Below are 16,218 nucleotides of genomic sequence, written 5' to 3'. Positions count from 1 at the left end.
ACACCACATGAAATTATACAATAACTTTATTCGCACATTTACTGATCTGCCTAATCATACGACATTATTGATTCATTCATTGTCAGGCTGTCCCCTCCATTGTTTTGGCTGTCACAATTATGATGAGATTATTGCCAACACACCAAAATTATATAAGACCACAGATGATTTATATGATTATTTGAAGAAAAGTGGCTTTTTATTTGATGCCGTAATGTTCAGCGGTGGTGAATTTCTGATTAATCCATTAAATGAAGTGTGTGACCTATTGCAACAAGTGAGAGTACTTTTTGATGGGAAAATAATTGTAACAACTAGCGGAGTTTATTACCAAAAATTGCGAACATTATATGAGGAAGACCTCGTTGATGGAGTCCATATCGACATGAAGTTGCCATACCATGTGTTGGATGTAATAGAAGATGCACAGATATATAAAGATGTTATGGGAATTGCACCGAGTAAAAAACTTGTTGTTCAATTAATCACTAGTGTTGATGCAGTTATTGAACATAACTCAATCTTAGATCAAGTTAGAACTGTTCGATATCCATTGCTGGATGAGGCGTTTTTTACAGAGATAAGGCATTTTGTAGAGGAAAGAAAAGCCTATCATGGGAGCATTGTGCCTTATTTCCTGAATGAATTCATTTATCCTAGAAGTTGATAGTAAACACATCAGTCTCGTGAATCATCCATATACATACGATGATTGCGAGACTTTTAACATGGGTAACGTCAGAAAAACGATCGTAGGGTAGTAAATTCGCATTTTCTGAAAATAATTATTACAATAACGGAAATGAAATAATGACAACTAATATGCTCAATCTACCAGCCACAGATGAGAGATCGTTTTGTGCTTCTTACAAGACGAAAGGATCTAAACGATTTCGATAATCAAATAAAGTTGCAAGTATGGACTGATAGGTTCCCGTTATTTGGTCAAGCAAATCTATGGTCTTACTTTTCCACACTGACTAAGGCAATGGAGGAGGGTTCTTTTTAACGCTCTTTCCATACTATTTTCCCATTACCCAAATAACTAGCTAACATGATTATGTGACTTAATTGAAATGCCTGAAAGGATTCCTCACCAATTTTTCCTAACCAATTATCCATGTTACTCCGCCCCTCTATAAAACTGTATGATGATCTAAAACAAAAGCTTTTAGATCAGAGATAAATGTACATTTTCTAGAAGTAATGTTTTGAAAATAAAAATATTTATATAACCCTTTACAAAGGTGTTAAATCTGTATATAATAAAATTCGTTGGTTTTTGACAAGATGTTTTAAAATGTTTTAAATTCGACAACTAGCCATTTCATGGCCCGTTGGTCAAGCGGTTAAGACACCGCCCTTTCACGGCGGTAACACGGGTTCGAATCCCGTACGGGTCACCAACTTAATGGAGGATTAGCTCAGCTGGGAGAGCACCTGCCTTACAAGCAGGGGGTCGCAGGTTCGAGCCCTGCATCCTCCACCATGCCGGCCTAGCTCAATTGGTAGAGCAACTGACTTGTAATCAGTAGGTTGGGGGTTCAAGTCCTCTGGCCGGCACCATTTTTTCCATGTATAAAATAGAAAAAGTAAGATAAAATAAATGCGGAGGGGTAGCGAAGTGGCTAAACGCGGCGGACTGTAAATCCGCTCCCTCAGGGTTCGGCAGTTCGAATCTGCCCCCCTCCACCATATAATTGTTGGGCTATAGCCAAGCGGTAAGGCAGCGGGTTTTGATCCCGTCATTCCCAGGTTCGAATCCTGGTAGCCCAGCCTTTTTTTATTTTAAGAAGTAATTATATTTAATACCCACATATAAATAATCCAAGTTACATAATAACTTTGAATCAGTCATCAATTTTGAGCCATTAGCTCAGTCGGTAGAGCATCTGACTTTTAATCAGAGGGTCGAAGGTTCGAATCCTTCATGGCTCACCATTTATATTAAAAGAATTCTAGCATAGATACAAAATCCATAGTATAATTAGGAAAACAAGGTCGTTATGATAATCAACAACCTTGTTTATTTGCATTTTATGCTGATATTCTACATAATAGATACAGTAATTTTTTTATAAAAATGGTCCTTTTTTAAATAAAACTCAATCAATATTGAAACGCTAAAGGATGATAAGTATGAAAACTTCTAGAATCCCTGGTTTTTATAATATGACCGTCGATGAACGTAGAGATTTAATAGCAACAATTCATTCGATCGATGATAACATTAAGCATAATTTTAAAGAACCTTTACCACTGGCTACAGCTGACAATATGATTGAAAATGTTATTGGAACTTTTCCATTACCTTTTGGTTTAGGGTTGAACTTTTTAATTAATGGGAAAGAATATGTAGTACCGATGGCGATTGAAGAACCATCAGTTGTTGCGTCGGCAAGTTATATTGCAAAAATTGTTAGGGATGCTGGGGGCTTCACTACAGAATCAACAGGGAGAACAATGATAGGCCAAATACAGGTTGTAGGTTGTTCAAACATGGAAGCTGCTAAGAACGCTTTACTAAATGAAAAAGAAGCTTTATTAAATGATGCTAATGCATCCTATCCTAGCCTTGTTGCTAGGGGTGGTGGTGCCGAGGATCTAGAAGTTCGTATTATAAATGAAAATTCAGAGTCAAAATACAGTCAAATGCTTGTTGTTCACGTATATATAAATACATGTGATGCAATGGGTGCAAATATAATTAATACAATGGTAGAATCGTTAGCACCAACAGTAGAGCAATTGACCAATGGTAAGGTATATTTACGCATTCTTTCAAACTATGCTGATCGCTGTCTAGCTCGTGCTAAGTGTGTGATTCCTTCAAAATTGTTAGCGACTGGTGACTTTACAGGTGAAGAAGTACGTGATGGAGTTGTTCACGCTTATGAGTTTGCTGCTTCAGACCCATATCGTGCGGTTACGCATAACAAGGGGATTATGAATGGGATTGACCCGATTGTTATCGCAACTGGAAATGATTGGCGGGCAGTAGAAGCAGGTGCACATGCATATGCGGCACGTCATGGACAATACAGCTCTATGACAACGTGGACTGTTGATGCAGATGGAAATTTAGTGGGTGAACTTGAATTACCTATGTCTGTTGGAACTGTAGGTGGTTCCATTCGTGTTCATCCAATGGCGCAACTATCCCATAAATTATTAGATGTAGAGTCTGCGGAAGAATTGGCACAAATAATTGTTGCTGTTGGACTCGCGCAAAACTTAGGTGCGTTAAAAGCACTTGTGACCGATGGTATTCAAAAGGGGCATATGGCCTTACATTCTCGGTCTGTTGCAATGGCAGCAGGAGCTACTGGGGAGATGATTGATATTATTGCTGAACAATTAATAAAAGAAAAACAAATCCGTGTTGGAAAAGCTAAAGAATTGGTGGCAGAATATATAAAATGAGTGCAGAAAAGGCAACAACGTCAGAACAAACAGCTATAGGTATAGCTCATAGTAAATTGATTTTAATAGGGGAACATGCAGTTGTACACGGACAACCTGCAATCGCAATCCCTTTTCCATTAGTGGGAGTAGAATCGGTAATAGATAATGTTCCGGGTGCAGTAAAAATTGATAGTACTTTTTATCATGGACCACTTGAATTAGCTCCTGAATCGTTAGAGGGAATTGTAAACTGTATTAGGGCGGCTCTTAGAGAACTAAATTTACCGTGCAAGGATTTATTAATTCGTATTAAATCATCAATACCACCTGGCAAAGGTCTTGGATCTAGTGCTTCGGTGGCTATTGCTGTGATTAGATCATTGTATGCTTATGCCGACCAGCAATTGTCGGAAGAGGAATTATTAAAGCTTGCTAATGTCTCGGAAACGTATGCACACGGAGCCCCAAGTGGGATTGATACATTAACGATTACTTCTGGTTCTCCTGTATGGTATGAGAAGGAGCGCCCGTTTTATTTTATTCAGCCCAAGACTGATTTTCATTTTGTTGTAGCGGACTCTGGAAGGATGGGGGATACAAGGTTAGCGGTTGAATCTGTTGCAGAACTGTTTAAATCAGCTCCTAAAAAAATCCAAGCAAGTCTTAACAAGATTGGTGAAATTACACATCAAGCTAGAAGAGCGCTTGAAAAAGCTAGTAAACATCTTTTAGGAAAGACATTAAATGAAGCGCAAAAAGAATTAGAAGCGCTTGGAGTTAGTGATGCTGGACTAAACAGACTAATATACCTTGCTAGAAGAGAAGGTGCATTAGGTGCGAAGCTTACAGGTGGCGGAAACGGTGGCTGTATCATAGCTCTAGCAAGAAATGAAGAACATTCCCGCCAGCTTTCAGAAAAATTGAGAAAGTTTGGTGCACATGCAGTGTGGCCGTTCGTTTTAAGAAAGCAAAATTAAGTCACAAGCAATTATGCTGTTTTGAAAAGGGGATACGTAATGAAGGCAACTGCTAAGGCACATACAAATATTGCCTTAATCAAATATTGGGGAAAGCGTGACGAATCATTGATATTGCCAATGAATAATAGTCTTTCATTGACCTTAGACGGATTCTACACAACCACTACTGTTACATTTAAAGAAAAGCTTTCCGAGGATATTTTTTATTTAAATGATCACCTTATAACTGGTGAACAATATAATCGAGTTACTAAATTTCTTGATATAATCAGGAGCTACGCACAAAGGTCCAACCTTTATGCTGAAGTTTCTTCCATTAATCACGTTCCAACAGCAGCTGGATTTGCTTCTTCTGCTTCTGGGTTCGCTGCACTAGCAGCAGCTGCTACTCGTGCTCTTAATATGCAAATCAGTGAGCAAGAGCTTTCAAAAATCACAAGAAGAGGATCGGGATCTGCATGCCGTTCTATTTATGGTGGTTTTGTTGAATGGGAGCAAGGAATGAAAGACGATGGCTCTGACTCCTATGCAGTCCAGCTTGTAAGTAATGACCACTGGGATGTACGAGTTGCAGCAGTAGTGCTATCTGCAACCGAGAAAAAGGTTTCCAGTCGAGAAGGTATGAAACGTACGGTTGATACTTCACCTTTTTACACTAGTTGGGTTAACAGTATTCCGAATGATCTTACACAAATAAAACAAGCGATACAAGATCGTGATTTTGAAAAAGTGGGACAAATTGCTGAAGCGAATTGTCTTAAAATGCATGCCACCACATTAGGGGCAAATCCACCGTTTACTTATTGGCATGATACAACAATGTCTGTAATGCAAGAAGTACGAGCAATGAGGGACCGTGGAGTTCCTGCGTTTTTCACGATTGATGCCGGTCCTAATGTGAAAGTACTTTATTTACCAGAACATGAAACTACTGTACAAAAAACTCTCCGTGAAATCCATGGTGTGAATGATGTAATTGTTAGTCGTTCGGGTCAAGGAATAACCTATCTATAGGGGTTGAAGTAATTGCAAAATTCATCACTGACTATTCAAGTACCTGGTAAATTAATGATTGCAGGGGAATTTGCCGTTCTTGAACCTCTTCATCAATTAGTTGTTATGGCGGTTGATCGTTTTGTATATGCAACACTATCACAAAATGCTGATAATCGTCTTTCTTTGTTGGACTTTCAGTTAACTGATCTTGAATGGAATTATAACGATAATAGAATCACTATTGTAACCGAAGATAAACGGGTTCGTTTTGTTGAAGATGCTATGACAATCGCACTTAACTATTTAAAAGAGAGCGGAATTACACCTAGCAAATTTAATCTTTCCATTAAAAGTGAGCTTGATGATGAATCCGGGATTAAATACGGGTTAGGGTCAAGTGCAGCAGTTGTGACATCGGTTATTACTGCTATCTTGAAAAAATTTCTACAGAAAGAACCATCTGTTGAGTTAATTTTTAAGCTTTCTTCTATTTCTCATGTTAAAACACAAGGAAATGGCTCAGGAGCTGATATTGCTGCGTCATCTTACGGTGGGTGGTTACGTTATACGTCATTTCAAGCTGAATGGCTAGCGGAACATTATCAGCAAGCAGAATCACTTACTGATTTGCTACAAAAAGACTGGCCATATTTTTCTGTGAAGCCTATTAAGTTTCCGAAAGATGTCTATATGTGTATAGGGTGGACTGGTAGCCCTGCTTCAACAGCGAATCTAGTAACTGAAATTCGTCAACTTCATAAAACTAATGCTTCTTTATATGATCAATTCTTACAGGATAGTGCAGAAGCGGTCCGTACATTTTTACAAGGCTTTGAGACAGAAGATACCGATCTTCTATTAAAAGGAACGAAGCTTAACAGAAACGCGCTTGCAACACTAGGTAAAAATGCTGGCGTTGACGTAGAGACTCCATTATTAAAAAGGTTATGTGACCTAGCTGAACGACAGGGTGGTGCTGGAAAGCCATCAGGAGCTGGTGGCGGTGATTGTGGAATCGCATTCGTTCCAACTAAAGAAAAGGCCGAACAATTAATGGAAGCATGGCAGGAAGCGGGTATAAAGCCGCTAACAATTAGGCCAAACCTGCATGGTGCTAAGAGAGTTGATAAAAATACAAAATAACAGGTATTATCTTATTAAAGATGATATCTGTTTTTTTATAACGCAATATAAGAAGGTGATAAAATGAGCATTGTTAAAGGAATCAACCATTTGTTATTTTCGGTATCGAACTTGGAAGAATCTATTGAATTTTATCAAAACGTGTTTGAAGCAAAATTACTAGTAAAAGGACGAACAACCGCGTATTTTGATGTTAATGGAATTTGGCTCGCGTTAAACGAAGAAAAGGATATTCCGAGAAGTGAGATTAAGGAATCCTATACACATCTGGCTTTTTCAATCGAAGAAACGGATTTTGATACCGTTTATGAAAAGTTGCAAAATCTAAACGTGCATATTCTATCTGGTCGTGAACGTGATAAACGGGATAAAAAATCTATTTATTTTATAGATCCTGATGGACATAAATTTGAGTTTCACACAGGAACATTGCAGGATAGATTAGATTATTATTGGGAGGAAAAGACACATATGCAATTTTTTGACGAAACATAACTTTTTGTATATATATACATAGAAATGTCGAGTTGAGTCATCCGCTATTTTTTGGCTAAAATAACAATAGAGGAGGGCTATATACTATGAATAAGAATATGTCTATTATTGGTGTACCAATGGACTTAGGCCAAAGCAGGCGTGGGGTTGATATGGGTCCAAGTGCAATACGCTATGCTGGTGTCGTAGAAAAATTAGAGCGCTTACAATACGATATTAATGATTTAGGTGATATTCCTATCAATCGTCCTGATAGTAAGAATGATAAGCGAGAAGGTAATTTACGTAACTTACCACAAGTAACAGAGGGAAATCAGAAGCTTGCAGAAATGGTTGATCAGGAAATTGAGAAGAATCGTTTTCCATTAGTATTAGGCGGAGACCACAGTATTGCTATCGGAAGCTTGGCGGGAATATCTAAGCATTATGAAAATCTGGGTGTAATTTGGTATGATGCGCACGGTGATCTTAATTCCAGTGAAACTTCTCCGTCAGGAAATATTCATGGTATGCCGCTTGCAGTTAGTTTAGGTATCGGGCATGAAAAATTAACGAATATGTTAGGTTATCAACCAAAAATAAAACCCGAGAATATTGTGATTGTCGGAGCTCGTTCGCTTGATCCGGGGGAAAGAGAATTGATTGAAGCAAGAGGAATAAAAGTATATACGATGCATGAAGTTGATCGTATGGGAATGACAAAGGTTATGTCTGAAACGATTGATTACTTAAAGGAACGTACAGATGGCGTTCATCTTAGTCTTGATCTTGATGGGTTAGATCCTTCTGAAGCGCCTGGTGTAGGAACTCCAGTACTTGGTGGAATGACGTATCGTGAAAGCCATCTTGCAATGGAAATGCTTGCAGAATCAGATATTCTCACATCTGCAGAGTTTGTTGAAGTAAATCCAATCTTAGATGACAAAAATAAAACTGCAACAGTAGCAGTAGGTTTAATGGGTTCATTATTTGGTGAGAAACTGAAATAAAAAGAATAGAACAAGGACATTGAATTTCATTAATGAAATTCAATGTCCTTTTCTTTATAGCTTGCTTAGATTATATTTAGTGACTTTGGCGCGAGAGCAGAAACATTATCCGCAGATGAAAAATATCGACCTCAGATAAATGTGGTAAATTCCATATTCTATTAGGTTACATTATGCTAAGCACTTACTTCTCCGTAATATTCATTCAAAAGCTCATCCAACTGTTTACTAGATTGCACGACCACTTCTGCAGTTAAGTCCTGAGAACAACTTAAAGTGATCATTTCCTCACGACATTGCTCTATTTTTTCTAATAATGTAGAATTATTCACAAAAATGTTCTCCTTTCTAGTATACTTATCTTATAAAATACCCATATATTAGAAATACAAAACAAATTATTTTTTAAAAAATAAGTGAAACTTTTTTGCAGCACTATTCGTAACATAAATACCGCAATTGTTAGCGGAGGTACTTAGCATGGAATTTATGATTAAAGAGAAAATTAAACAGGTAAAAAAAGGGGATCAAGCAGCATTTGAAGATGTGGTTGCCTTTTATCAGAATAAAATTTACCAGCATTGTTTCCGAATGCTTGGTAATGCACACGAGGCGGAGGATATAGCACAAGAAGCTTTCATTCGGGCGTATGTTAATATCCATTCGTATGATGATCAGAGAAAATTCTCTACATGGCTATATCGGATCGCCACTAATTTGACAATCGATCGGATACGAAAACGAAAACCAGATTATTATCTCGATGCTGAGATAAAAGGTGCAGATGGTCTGGATATGTACTCACAACTTGAGACGGATAACCCATTGCCGGAAGAGGAAGTAGAAAGTTTAGAATTAAAGAGCTATATTCATCATGAAATTTCCGAGTTACCACCTAAATATCGGACAATAATCATTTTAAGATATTTAGAAGATTTCTCACTAAAAGAAATTAGTGACATATTGGATATTCCACTTGGAACAGTAAAAACTCGGATTCATCGAGGACGAGAAGCATTACGGAAAAAGCTTCGTCACGTGTAAAGGAGTGAATGTCTTGAACTGTAAAAAAGAAGCGGTCGAGCTTATGCATAAATATTTAGATGGAGACTTAACTAAAGTGGAAGAATCAAGTCTCGTTCAACATCTGGAAACCTGTGAGGATTGTCAAAAGCACTTTCATGAATTAAAACGGACCATTACATGGATTCAAAGTACGGAGCAAATAGTAGCTCCGCCTAATTTCACACAAAGCGTTATGGATAAATTACCTAAAGAAAAGAAACGCATTAGTTATATGCGCTGGTTTAAAGCCCATCCTGTAATTACCGCAGCTGCAATATTTTTTATATTTATGTTTAGTGGAGTATTTTCAGCTTATACCCATGACAGCCAGTTAATTGTGTCAAAACAAGAAGACTTAATTATTAAAGGGGATACCGTTATTGTCCCTGAAGGTGTAACCGTTGAAGGTGATTTAGTAGTTAAGAACGGTAATTTAAGAATAGATGGAACGGTAGATGGTAATGTTACATTAATTCATGGAAAACTTCTTGATAACTCAATTGAGGGAGAAGGTCTCATGGCTTCGGTTGGTGAAGTAAACGGAAAGATTGAACAAGTTGATCAGGTGTTTGAGTGGATGTGGTATCATTTACGGAACATGTTTGAAAGCATTTTTTCTTTAGGTACAGTGTAAAAACAACATACAGATTTTTTGACCTAGGTGTACCTAGGTTTTTTCTTTTAATCCCCCATAAAGTTTGAGAAAATATGGTATAATATATACTGTTATTATACGTAGATTGGAAGAAACTTTATGGACAGAAGGAAGTGTGAACATGCTTGATGGGGGATTTGACTTTTTAGACCTACTTAGAATTGGCGTTGATATTGCTCTCGTCTGGTATGTTTTATATAAATTAATCATGCTAATTAGAGGTACGAAAGCAATACAGCTTCTAAAAGGGATTATTGTTGTATTGGCGGTATGGCTATTAAGTATTGTATTTAACCTACAAACTATTCAGTGGATTACAAGTAGAGCGATAACGTGGGGAATACTTATAACTGTAATATTATTTCAGCCTGAACTTAGAAGGGCCTTGGAAACGCTTGGACGAGGAAATATTTTTTCTAGAAATACGAAGTCAGAAGAGGAAATTTTAGAACAAAGGGTAGAAGCTATCGTACATGCAGCGAACTATATGGCAAAGCGTCGTATTGGAGCACTAATTACTATTGAACGTGAAACTGGTTTAGGTGACTATGCTGAAACTGGTATTCAAATAAATGGTAGTTTAACACATCAATTACTTACGAATATATTTACTCCAAATACGCCTTTACATGATGGCGCTGTTATTATGCGTGGTGATGAAATTATTGCGGCAGCTTGTTACTTACCGTTATCAGAAAGCCCATTTATCTCAAAAGAATTAGGAACAAGACACAGAGCAGCAATGGGGATAAGTGAGGTAACAGACGCAATTACGATTGTGGTATCGGAGGAAACAGGGAATATATCCTGTACGAAAAATGGTGAGTTACATAGAGATTTGGAGACAGAAAACTTAAGAGATTTCTTACGAGTGAATTTGTCTTTATCATTAAAGGCCCCTGAAGGAAAGTCATGGATGAGAAGGGGGAGAAAAAATGGATAATTGGTTTAAAAGTAAATGGTTTGTCAGAGCTGTTTCTTTAGCCTTTGCGATTGTACTTTTCATTTTTGTAAATGGAACAATAGATGATCCGGATAATGATAAACGCTTCGAATTTCCAGGTAACTCAAATGATCTGCAGACTGTCAAAGATGTTCCAGTAGATATTCGTATTGATAAGAATTTTGTTGTAAGTGGTGTTCCTGAATTTGTAGATGTTTCATTTGAAGGTTCTGAGAGTACTTTAGCAACAACAGTAAAACAAAGAAATTTTGATATATATGTCGATTTACAAGGTCTTGGTGACGGAGAGCATTCCGTTGAAATTCAATATGATGGCGTGCCAGAGGAGTTACAGGTTTATATTGAACCAAAGACAATTGACGTTGTGATTGAGGAACGCGCTTCAAAAGAGTTTACAGTTAATGTTGATTATATAAATATGGATAAGCTGCCTGCAGGCTATGAGATTGGAGAAGCGGAAGTGAATCCATCAACGGTTACAATAACTAGTTCGAAAAGTGTTGTCGAACAGATAGCCATTGTGAAAGTGTTTGTCGATGTGGCAAATCTAACTGAATCAATTGATAATAGAGAGGTTCCTGTGAACGTCTATGATAGTCAGGGAAATGAATTAAATGTAAATGTAGAACCTCAAAATGTCGAAGTATCTGCAGAGGTGGACAACCCAAGTAAGACGGTGCCAGTTCATGTTTCTACGACGGGAGAACTACCTGAAGGTTATTCGCTAACAACAATTTCCCCTGAAATAAAGGAAGTTGAAGTTTTTGCGACAAGTGAAACTTTAGCGGGAATAAAAGATATTCCTACAGAGGATATTGATTTGTCGAAAATTACTGAGTCAGGAACATTGGATGTGGGTTTAGCATTACCAGATGGTGTAACAGTTCCTGATATGGAAACAATTAAAGTTTCTGTTGAACTTGAGCAAACAAAGACAATAGAAGATATCCCGTTAGAAGTGCAAAATTCTAATGATGGACAAGAAGTATCGTTTGTTCAACCTGAAAGTCCAAGCATGAACATAACTGCTGTTGGGAATCAACAGGATGTAAGCAAGTTATCAACTGATGATTTTGCTTTATCAGTAAATGTTGAAGGTTTGGAAAGCGGTGAACATACCATTCCAGTCACAATAAAAGGACCAGAAAACATTACGTATGAAGGTGAATTTAAAGAGGTCACGGTTAGGATTGTATAATTGAATAATGGGGTAGGGAAGTTAACTTACAAATCATATGGTCAGGGAAGACTTTTTGATTGTTCATACAACATTGCTCTCACTTTGTAAGAGTTTGGTTAAATGGGAAAAAAGGAGAGGTACAACATGGGTAAATATTTTGGAACAGACGGTGTTAGAGGAGTTGCAAATAAGGAACTAACACCTGAATTAGCATTTAAGTTAGGTCGCTTTGGTGGCTATGTTTTAACAAAGGAAACTGAAAAACCAAAAGTATTAATTGGTCGAGATACACGTATTTCTGGTCATATGTTAGAAGGGGCACTTCTTGCAGGACTATTATCAATTGGTGCTGAGGTTATGCGCTTGGGTGTTATCTCTACTCCAGGAGTTGCTTACTTAACAAAAGCGACAAAAGCTGAAGCAGGGGTTATGATTTCTGCTTCACATAATCCTGTGGAAGATAACGGGATTAAATTCTTTGGACCAGATGGTTTTAAACTTACGGATGCACAAGAAGAAGAAATTGAGCAGTTGATGGATGGAGTGGACAATCTGCCACGTCCAGCTGGTGCAGAACTTGGACAAGTTAATGATTACTTCGAAGGTGGACAAAAATACATATCCTTCTTAAAAGATTCTGTTGATAATGATTTTGATGGCTTAAAAATTGCCCTGGACTGTGCACATGGGGCAACATCAAGCTTAGCTCAACATTTATTTGCTGATTTAGAAGCGGATATTTATACAATTGGTTCATCTCCAGATGGCTTAAATATCAATGATGGTGTAGGATCAACACATCCAGAAACATTACAAGCCTTTGTTGTGGAAAAGGATGCTGATATTGGACTTGCATTTGATGGTGACGGAGACCGTTTAATTGCTGTTGATGAAAAAGGAAATATTGTTGACGGTGATCAAATCATGTATATTTGTGCAAAGTATATGAATGAAAAAGGTTTCTTGCGTCACAATACCGTAGTATCAACCGTTATGAGTAATATCGGCTTCTATAAAGCTTTAGAAGCAAATGGGATGCGTAGTGATAAAACTGCTGTAGGAGACCGTTATGTGATGGAAGAAATGCGTAATGGCGGATATAACCTTGGCGGAGAACAATCTGGTCATATTATTTTCCTTGATTATAATACGACTGGAGACGGCATGTTATCAGCACTACAATTAGTAAATGTAATGAAAGAAACAGGAAAACCATTATCTGAGCTTGCGGGGGAAATGGAGATTTATCCGCAAGTATTGAAAAACGTACGGGTTACGGATAAACAAAAAGCATTATCTAGCCCAGAAATTCAAGCAGCAATTGCTGAAGTTGAAAAAGAAATGGCTGGACAAGGTCGAGTTCTTGTTCGACCATCTGGAACAGAGCCGTTAGTACGTGTAATGGTTGAAGCAGAAACGAAAGAGGACTGTGAACGCTACGTGGACCAGGTTGTCAAGGTAATTGACGATTTATTAGGGATGAAGTAACTAAATAATAAAAACTGCTCTTATCATGCGTAAGGGCAGTTTTTTTGTTCGTAGCGTTATAGTACTCCTGTCATATTTATTTCCGAGGAAATATTTTATCAAATGATGGGGAATAATGGCGATTCAGGAAATATGGTTAGCGTTGCTTGATTTGCGAGGGGAAATTAGTAAGCTAAATTAAAATGTGCCATGAAGTGTAACATACAAACTTCTGGCACATTTTTTTGGAATTGTTAGTCTAAGAATTATTGAATACTTGTGAGATTTCTTTTTCAGCTATAACTTCATTAGCAGATTCTAATTTTTTGTGTTCATCAACAGAATCGCCTGCGAAATTATCCTCAGACTGAAAAGGGTGATTGGTATTTACGCCATTATGAACATTTATTTCTCCATCTATATTCGATTGTGTTGGGATTGGAAATTTCTTTTTAGGTTGGTATTTCATTATTATCACCTCATAACTAGTCTGTGTTCAGGAACTTTTTTTATCCTATCTAACACCACACGGAATGAATTTCTATTTTATGTGATGTATTACCTGTTTTTGTAAATCAATCTATCATATAGTCGTAAAATAGGTTATAATTAATTTGTCTTATAATATTAATAATTCTAACATCTTGGAACCCACTTACAAAATTATTCTAGGGGGAATACGATGATACAATTTCCAAAACCAACTGTAGAGCAATTTTTTAGAACGTATGCTATTACGAATTTTGCAGTAAGTAAGGATGAGAAACGATTAGTATTTAGTTCTAACTTGAACGGAAAAATGAACCTTTGGGCAATGGATCTACCTGACAGATATCCATATTTGTTTGCTCATCATGATCAGTCATGTAGTTTTATAAAATTTGATACAGAAAATCGTTTTGTTTTAGCGGGATTTGACAATGATGGAGATGAAAATCATCATATTTATGCAATCCCTTCTGATGGGGGACTTCCGCAGGCGTTAATCACTGGGGAAGTAAATGAGAAATATTTCTTTTCCCATTTAAGTGATGATGGTGAGCGGATTTATTACATGACGTCTGAGGAAAATCCATCCTTTTTAAATGCGCGGGTACGTAATTTGAAGGATGGTTCTGACAAACTTTTGAATACGGGAAAAGTATCCCCAACGGAATTAGCTGCGGTATCAGATAATGAAGATGTGTTTGTGTATTTGCGTGCGTCTGCTAATACATACGTAACGGGAGTTGTAAAAAAGAATGGTGAAGAGCATAGTCTGACGCCTGATCCGAAAAAGGTTCATGTAACATTTGATCCTGTTTTTGTAGATGATACAACTATTTATTTTGTAACCGATTATGAAAGTGAATATAGTTATGTAGCAAAATTTGATCTAAATACAAAACAATTTTCATCAGAACTAATGATTGATCAAGAAAGCGTACAGTCTTTAAAATATAATAAAAAACAAAATGTGCTTTACCTTGTTACAGAAGATGGTGTGAGTGATAGACTTTATCGTTATGATCTGTCAAATGGTGAATTAGAGAGTTTAACTCTACCAGTTGATGTAGTTAGTCAGATTCAAGTAACTCAGTCAGGCTCATTGTATGTTTTAGGTATCAGCACAACTGTTCCTCATAACATTTACCATTCAGAAGGCGGCGAAAAGTGGGAGAGTTTAACAAACAATACGGTGTTAGGTGTATCCAGTGAGGACATGGTTGAACCAGATGTTGTTTCTTATAAATCGTTTGATGGAATGGAAATTGAAGCATTATTATTTAAAGCTAAACCTGAAAATGATAATGGACATACAATCTTTTGGCCACATGGTGGACCACAAGCCGCAGAAAGAAAAATTTTCCGTTCGATGTTTCAATGTTTTATTAATCGGGGTTACAGCGTCTTTGCGCCGAACTTCCGTGGAAGCACAGGATATGGATCATCATTTGTAAAATTAGTTGAACAAGATTGGGGAGAAGGACCTCGACTGGATTGTGTTGCTGGAATCGAATGGCTATTTGCTAATAATCTCGTTGAACGTGACAAATTATTCTTAGTTGGTGGTAGCTATGGTGGTTACATGACATTGCTATTACATGGACGACACTCCGAATATTTCAAGGCGTGTGTGGATATTTTTGGACCATCTGATTTATTTACATTTGTTAACTCAGTCCCACCGCATTGGAAGCCAATAATGGATCGTTGGCTGGGTGACCCAGAACGAGATAAAGAACGGTTTATTAAGGATTCACCAGTAACATATCTGGAAGGTATGTCTAAACCAATGCTTGTTATCCAGGGGGCAAAGGACCCAAGAGTTGTAAAAAAAGAATCAGATCAAATCGTTGCTAAATTACAGGAAAATGGTCGTGAAGTGGAATATCTCGTATTAGAAGATGAGGGACATGGATTTTCAAAGAAAGAGAATGAAATTAATGTCTATGCCAGGATGCTGGACTTTTTAGCGAAGTACCAGGATAAAGAACAGTATGTATAATTATCAGAGCAGTAGGTGAGACCCGTATTTTATGGGTTTCTCCTATTTTTATGTATCTGAGTTTTGGTTGGATGAGTAGAGAACAGGGTGATAGTATTTGAAAAGTTAGTTGGTAAAATAAGTTAATACGATCCGATTACATACAATTACGATCTAAAATTATGAAATACGGTCCGATTACACATTAATACGATCCAAAACAGAGCTATTACAATCCATTTCACTTGAAATACGATCCACACCCTTAGTATGGCCTCTCTTAAAAAGCAATACGAACAAATAATTAAGTAATTGCATATATTAAATAATACCACCCCAAAAAAAGATTGACCAACTTAATTATTATCGGTTAAAATAAAAAGAACGCTTTTTGAAATTGTTTCATCTTATA

The 16,218-nt window shown here is 37.1% G+C and carries 15 protein-coding genes and 6 tRNA genes; 19 read left to right on the top strand and 2 right to left on the bottom strand.

The features are described 5' to 3' along the window. Positions 1-7: 7 nt before the first annotated feature. The 13 genes from CS937_RS01735 (at position 8) to rocF (ending at position 8,008) form a co-directional block, all read left to right on the top strand. Positions 8-667 (top strand): 4Fe-4S cluster-binding domain-containing protein, encoded by a 660-nt coding sequence (locus CS937_RS01735; RefSeq protein WP_099156752.1) that lies wholly within the window; start codon positions 8-10, stop codon positions 665-667. A 664-nt stretch (positions 668-1,331) separates the two neighbouring features. Beyond that, positions 1,332-1,406, top strand: a tRNA-Glu gene (locus tag CS937_RS01730). A gap of 7 nt (positions 1,407-1,413) precedes the next feature. Then, positions 1,414-1,489 (top strand) — tRNA-Val (locus CS937_RS01725). Between the two features lies 1 nt (position 1,490). Further along, positions 1,491-1,566, top strand: a tRNA-Thr gene (locus CS937_RS01720). Positions 1,567-1,610: 44 nt separating this feature from the next. Then, positions 1,611-1,695 (top strand) — tRNA-Tyr (locus tag CS937_RS01715). A gap of 9 nt (positions 1,696-1,704) precedes the next feature. Then, positions 1,705-1,776, top strand: a tRNA-Gln gene (locus tag CS937_RS01710). Positions 1,777-1,865: 89 nt separating this feature from the next. Then, positions 1,866-1,941: transfer RNA gene (locus CS937_RS01705), tRNA-Lys, on the top strand. A gap of 198 nt (positions 1,942-2,139) precedes the next feature. Beyond that, positions 2,140-3,423 carry a hydroxymethylglutaryl-CoA reductase, degradative gene (locus CS937_RS01700; protein ID WP_099156751.1) on the top strand — a complete coding sequence of 428 codons (1,284 nt, stop codon included), beginning with the start codon at positions 2,140-2,142 and terminating at the stop codon, positions 3,421-3,423. Beyond that, positions 3,420-4,382, top strand: coding sequence for a mevalonate kinase (gene mvk, locus CS937_RS01695; protein WP_099156750.1), 963 nt, complete (start codon positions 3,420-3,422; stop codon positions 4,380-4,382). Before CS937_RS01700 ends, mvk begins: the two co-directional genes overlap by 4 nt. A gap of 39 nt (positions 4,383-4,421) precedes the next feature. Beyond that, the gene (gene mvaD, locus CS937_RS01690; protein WP_099156749.1) at positions 4,422-5,399 is read left to right on the top strand and encodes a diphosphomevalonate decarboxylase; all 978 of its coding nucleotides are present in this window, start codon (positions 4,422-4,424) and stop codon (positions 5,397-5,399) included. A gap of 12 nt (positions 5,400-5,411) precedes the next feature. Beyond that, a complete protein-coding gene (locus CS937_RS01685; RefSeq protein ID WP_099156748.1) occupies positions 5,412-6,524 on the top strand; it encodes a phosphomevalonate kinase in 1,113 nt (370 codons plus the stop codon). Positions 6,525-6,593: 69 nt separating this feature from the next. Continuing rightward, positions 6,594-7,019, top strand: coding sequence for a FosM family fosfomycin resistance protein (fosM, locus tag CS937_RS01680; RefSeq protein WP_425445445.1), 426 nt, complete (start codon positions 6,594-6,596; stop codon positions 7,017-7,019). Positions 7,020-7,105: 86 nt separating this feature from the next. Then, positions 7,106-8,008: an arginase gene (gene rocF / locus CS937_RS01675; protein ID WP_099156746.1), complete on the top strand. Its 903-nt coding sequence runs from the start codon at positions 7,106-7,108 to the stop codon at positions 8,006-8,008. Between the two features lie 176 nt (positions 8,009-8,184). Here rocF and CS937_RS01670 read toward each other — a convergent pair whose 3' ends face one another. Further along, a complete protein-coding gene (locus tag CS937_RS01670; protein ID WP_099156745.1) occupies positions 8,185-8,340 on the bottom strand; it encodes an aspartyl-phosphate phosphatase Spo0E family protein in 156 nt (51 codons plus the stop codon). Between the two features lie 148 nt (positions 8,341-8,488). On the opposite strand from CS937_RS01670, the gene sigW reads away from it, so the two are divergent. The 5 genes from sigW (at position 8,489) to glmM (ending at position 13,360) form a co-directional block, all read left to right on the top strand. Next, the gene (gene sigW, locus CS937_RS01665) at positions 8,489-9,052 is read left to right on the top strand and encodes an RNA polymerase sigma factor SigW (RefSeq protein ID WP_099156744.1); all 564 of its coding nucleotides are present in this window, start codon (positions 8,489-8,491) and stop codon (positions 9,050-9,052) included. 4 nt (positions 9,053-9,056) lie between these two features. Beyond that, on the top strand, positions 9,057-9,707 hold the full coding sequence (locus CS937_RS01660) for a zf-HC2 domain-containing protein (RefSeq protein WP_425445442.1): 651 nt from the start codon (positions 9,057-9,059) through the stop codon (positions 9,705-9,707). A gap of 142 nt (positions 9,708-9,849) precedes the next feature. Further along, positions 9,850-10,671, top strand: a complete 822-nt coding sequence (cdaA, locus tag CS937_RS01655) for a diadenylate cyclase CdaA (protein WP_099156742.1) — start codon at positions 9,850-9,852, stop codon at positions 10,669-10,671. After that, positions 10,664-11,890, top strand: coding sequence for a CdaR family protein (locus tag CS937_RS01650; protein ID WP_099156741.1), 1,227 nt, complete (start codon positions 10,664-10,666; stop codon positions 11,888-11,890). The genes cdaA and CS937_RS01650 overlap by 8 nt, the downstream gene beginning before the upstream one ends. Positions 11,891-12,016: 126 nt before the next feature. Next, on the top strand, positions 12,017-13,360 hold the full coding sequence (gene glmM / locus CS937_RS01645) for a phosphoglucosamine mutase (RefSeq protein ID WP_099156740.1): 1,344 nt from the start codon (positions 12,017-12,019) through the stop codon (positions 13,358-13,360). Positions 13,361-13,598: 238 nt separating this feature from the next. Here the strand turns inward: glmM and CS937_RS01640 are convergent, their stop codons facing one another. Next, positions 13,599-13,808, bottom strand: a complete 210-nt coding sequence (locus tag CS937_RS01640) for a hypothetical protein (protein WP_099156739.1) — start codon at positions 13,806-13,808, stop codon at positions 13,599-13,601. Positions 13,809-14,021: 213 nt separating this feature from the next. Between CS937_RS01640 and CS937_RS01635 the strand changes: the two genes are divergently transcribed. Beyond that, positions 14,022-15,827, top strand: coding sequence for a S9 family peptidase (locus CS937_RS01635; protein ID WP_099156738.1), 1,806 nt, complete (start codon positions 14,022-14,024; stop codon positions 15,825-15,827). Positions 15,828-16,218: the final 391 nt, after the last annotated feature.

Source organism: Virgibacillus ndiopensis (assembly GCF_900187325.1).
GTDB lineage: Bacteria > Bacillota > Bacilli > Bacillales > Amphibacillaceae > Virgibacillus_E > Virgibacillus_E ndiopensis.
This window is presented reverse-complemented; position numbering and strand designations above follow the sequence as displayed.

Bases quoted from the DNA above. Each gene is read 5' to 3' on its own strand.
- CS937_RS01635 (WP_099156738.1), top strand. From the start codon at position 14,022: ATGATACAATTTCCAAAACCAACTGTAGAGCAATTTTTTAGAACGTAT.
- CS937_RS01650 (WP_099156741.1), top strand. From the start codon at position 10,664: ATGGATAATTGGTTTAAAAGTAAATGGTTTGTCAGAGCTGTTTCTTTA.
- sigW (WP_099156744.1), top strand. From the start codon at position 8,489: ATGGAATTTATGATTAAAGAGAAAATTAAACAGGTAAAAAAAGGGGAT.
- cdaA (WP_099156742.1), top strand. From the start codon at position 9,850: ATGCTTGATGGGGGATTTGACTTTTTAGACCTACTTAGAATTGGCGTT.
- CS937_RS01735 (WP_099156752.1), top strand. From the start codon at position 8: ATGAAATTATACAATAACTTTATTCGCACATTTACTGATCTGCCTAAT.
- mvaD (WP_099156749.1), top strand. From the start codon at position 4,422: ATGAAGGCAACTGCTAAGGCACATACAAATATTGCCTTAATCAAATAT.
- CS937_RS01700 (WP_099156751.1), top strand. From the start codon at position 2,140: ATGAAAACTTCTAGAATCCCTGGTTTTTATAATATGACCGTCGATGAA.
- mvk (WP_099156750.1), top strand. From the start codon at position 3,420: ATGAGTGCAGAAAAGGCAACAACGTCAGAACAAACAGCTATAGGTATA.
- CS937_RS01640 (WP_099156739.1), bottom strand. From the start codon at position 13,808: ATGAAATACCAACCTAAAAAGAAATTTCCAATCCCAACACAATCGAAT.
- rocF (WP_099156746.1), top strand. From the start codon at position 7,106: ATGAATAAGAATATGTCTATTATTGGTGTACCAATGGACTTAGGCCAA.
- glmM (WP_099156740.1), top strand. From the start codon at position 12,017: ATGGGTAAATATTTTGGAACAGACGGTGTTAGAGGAGTTGCAAATAAG.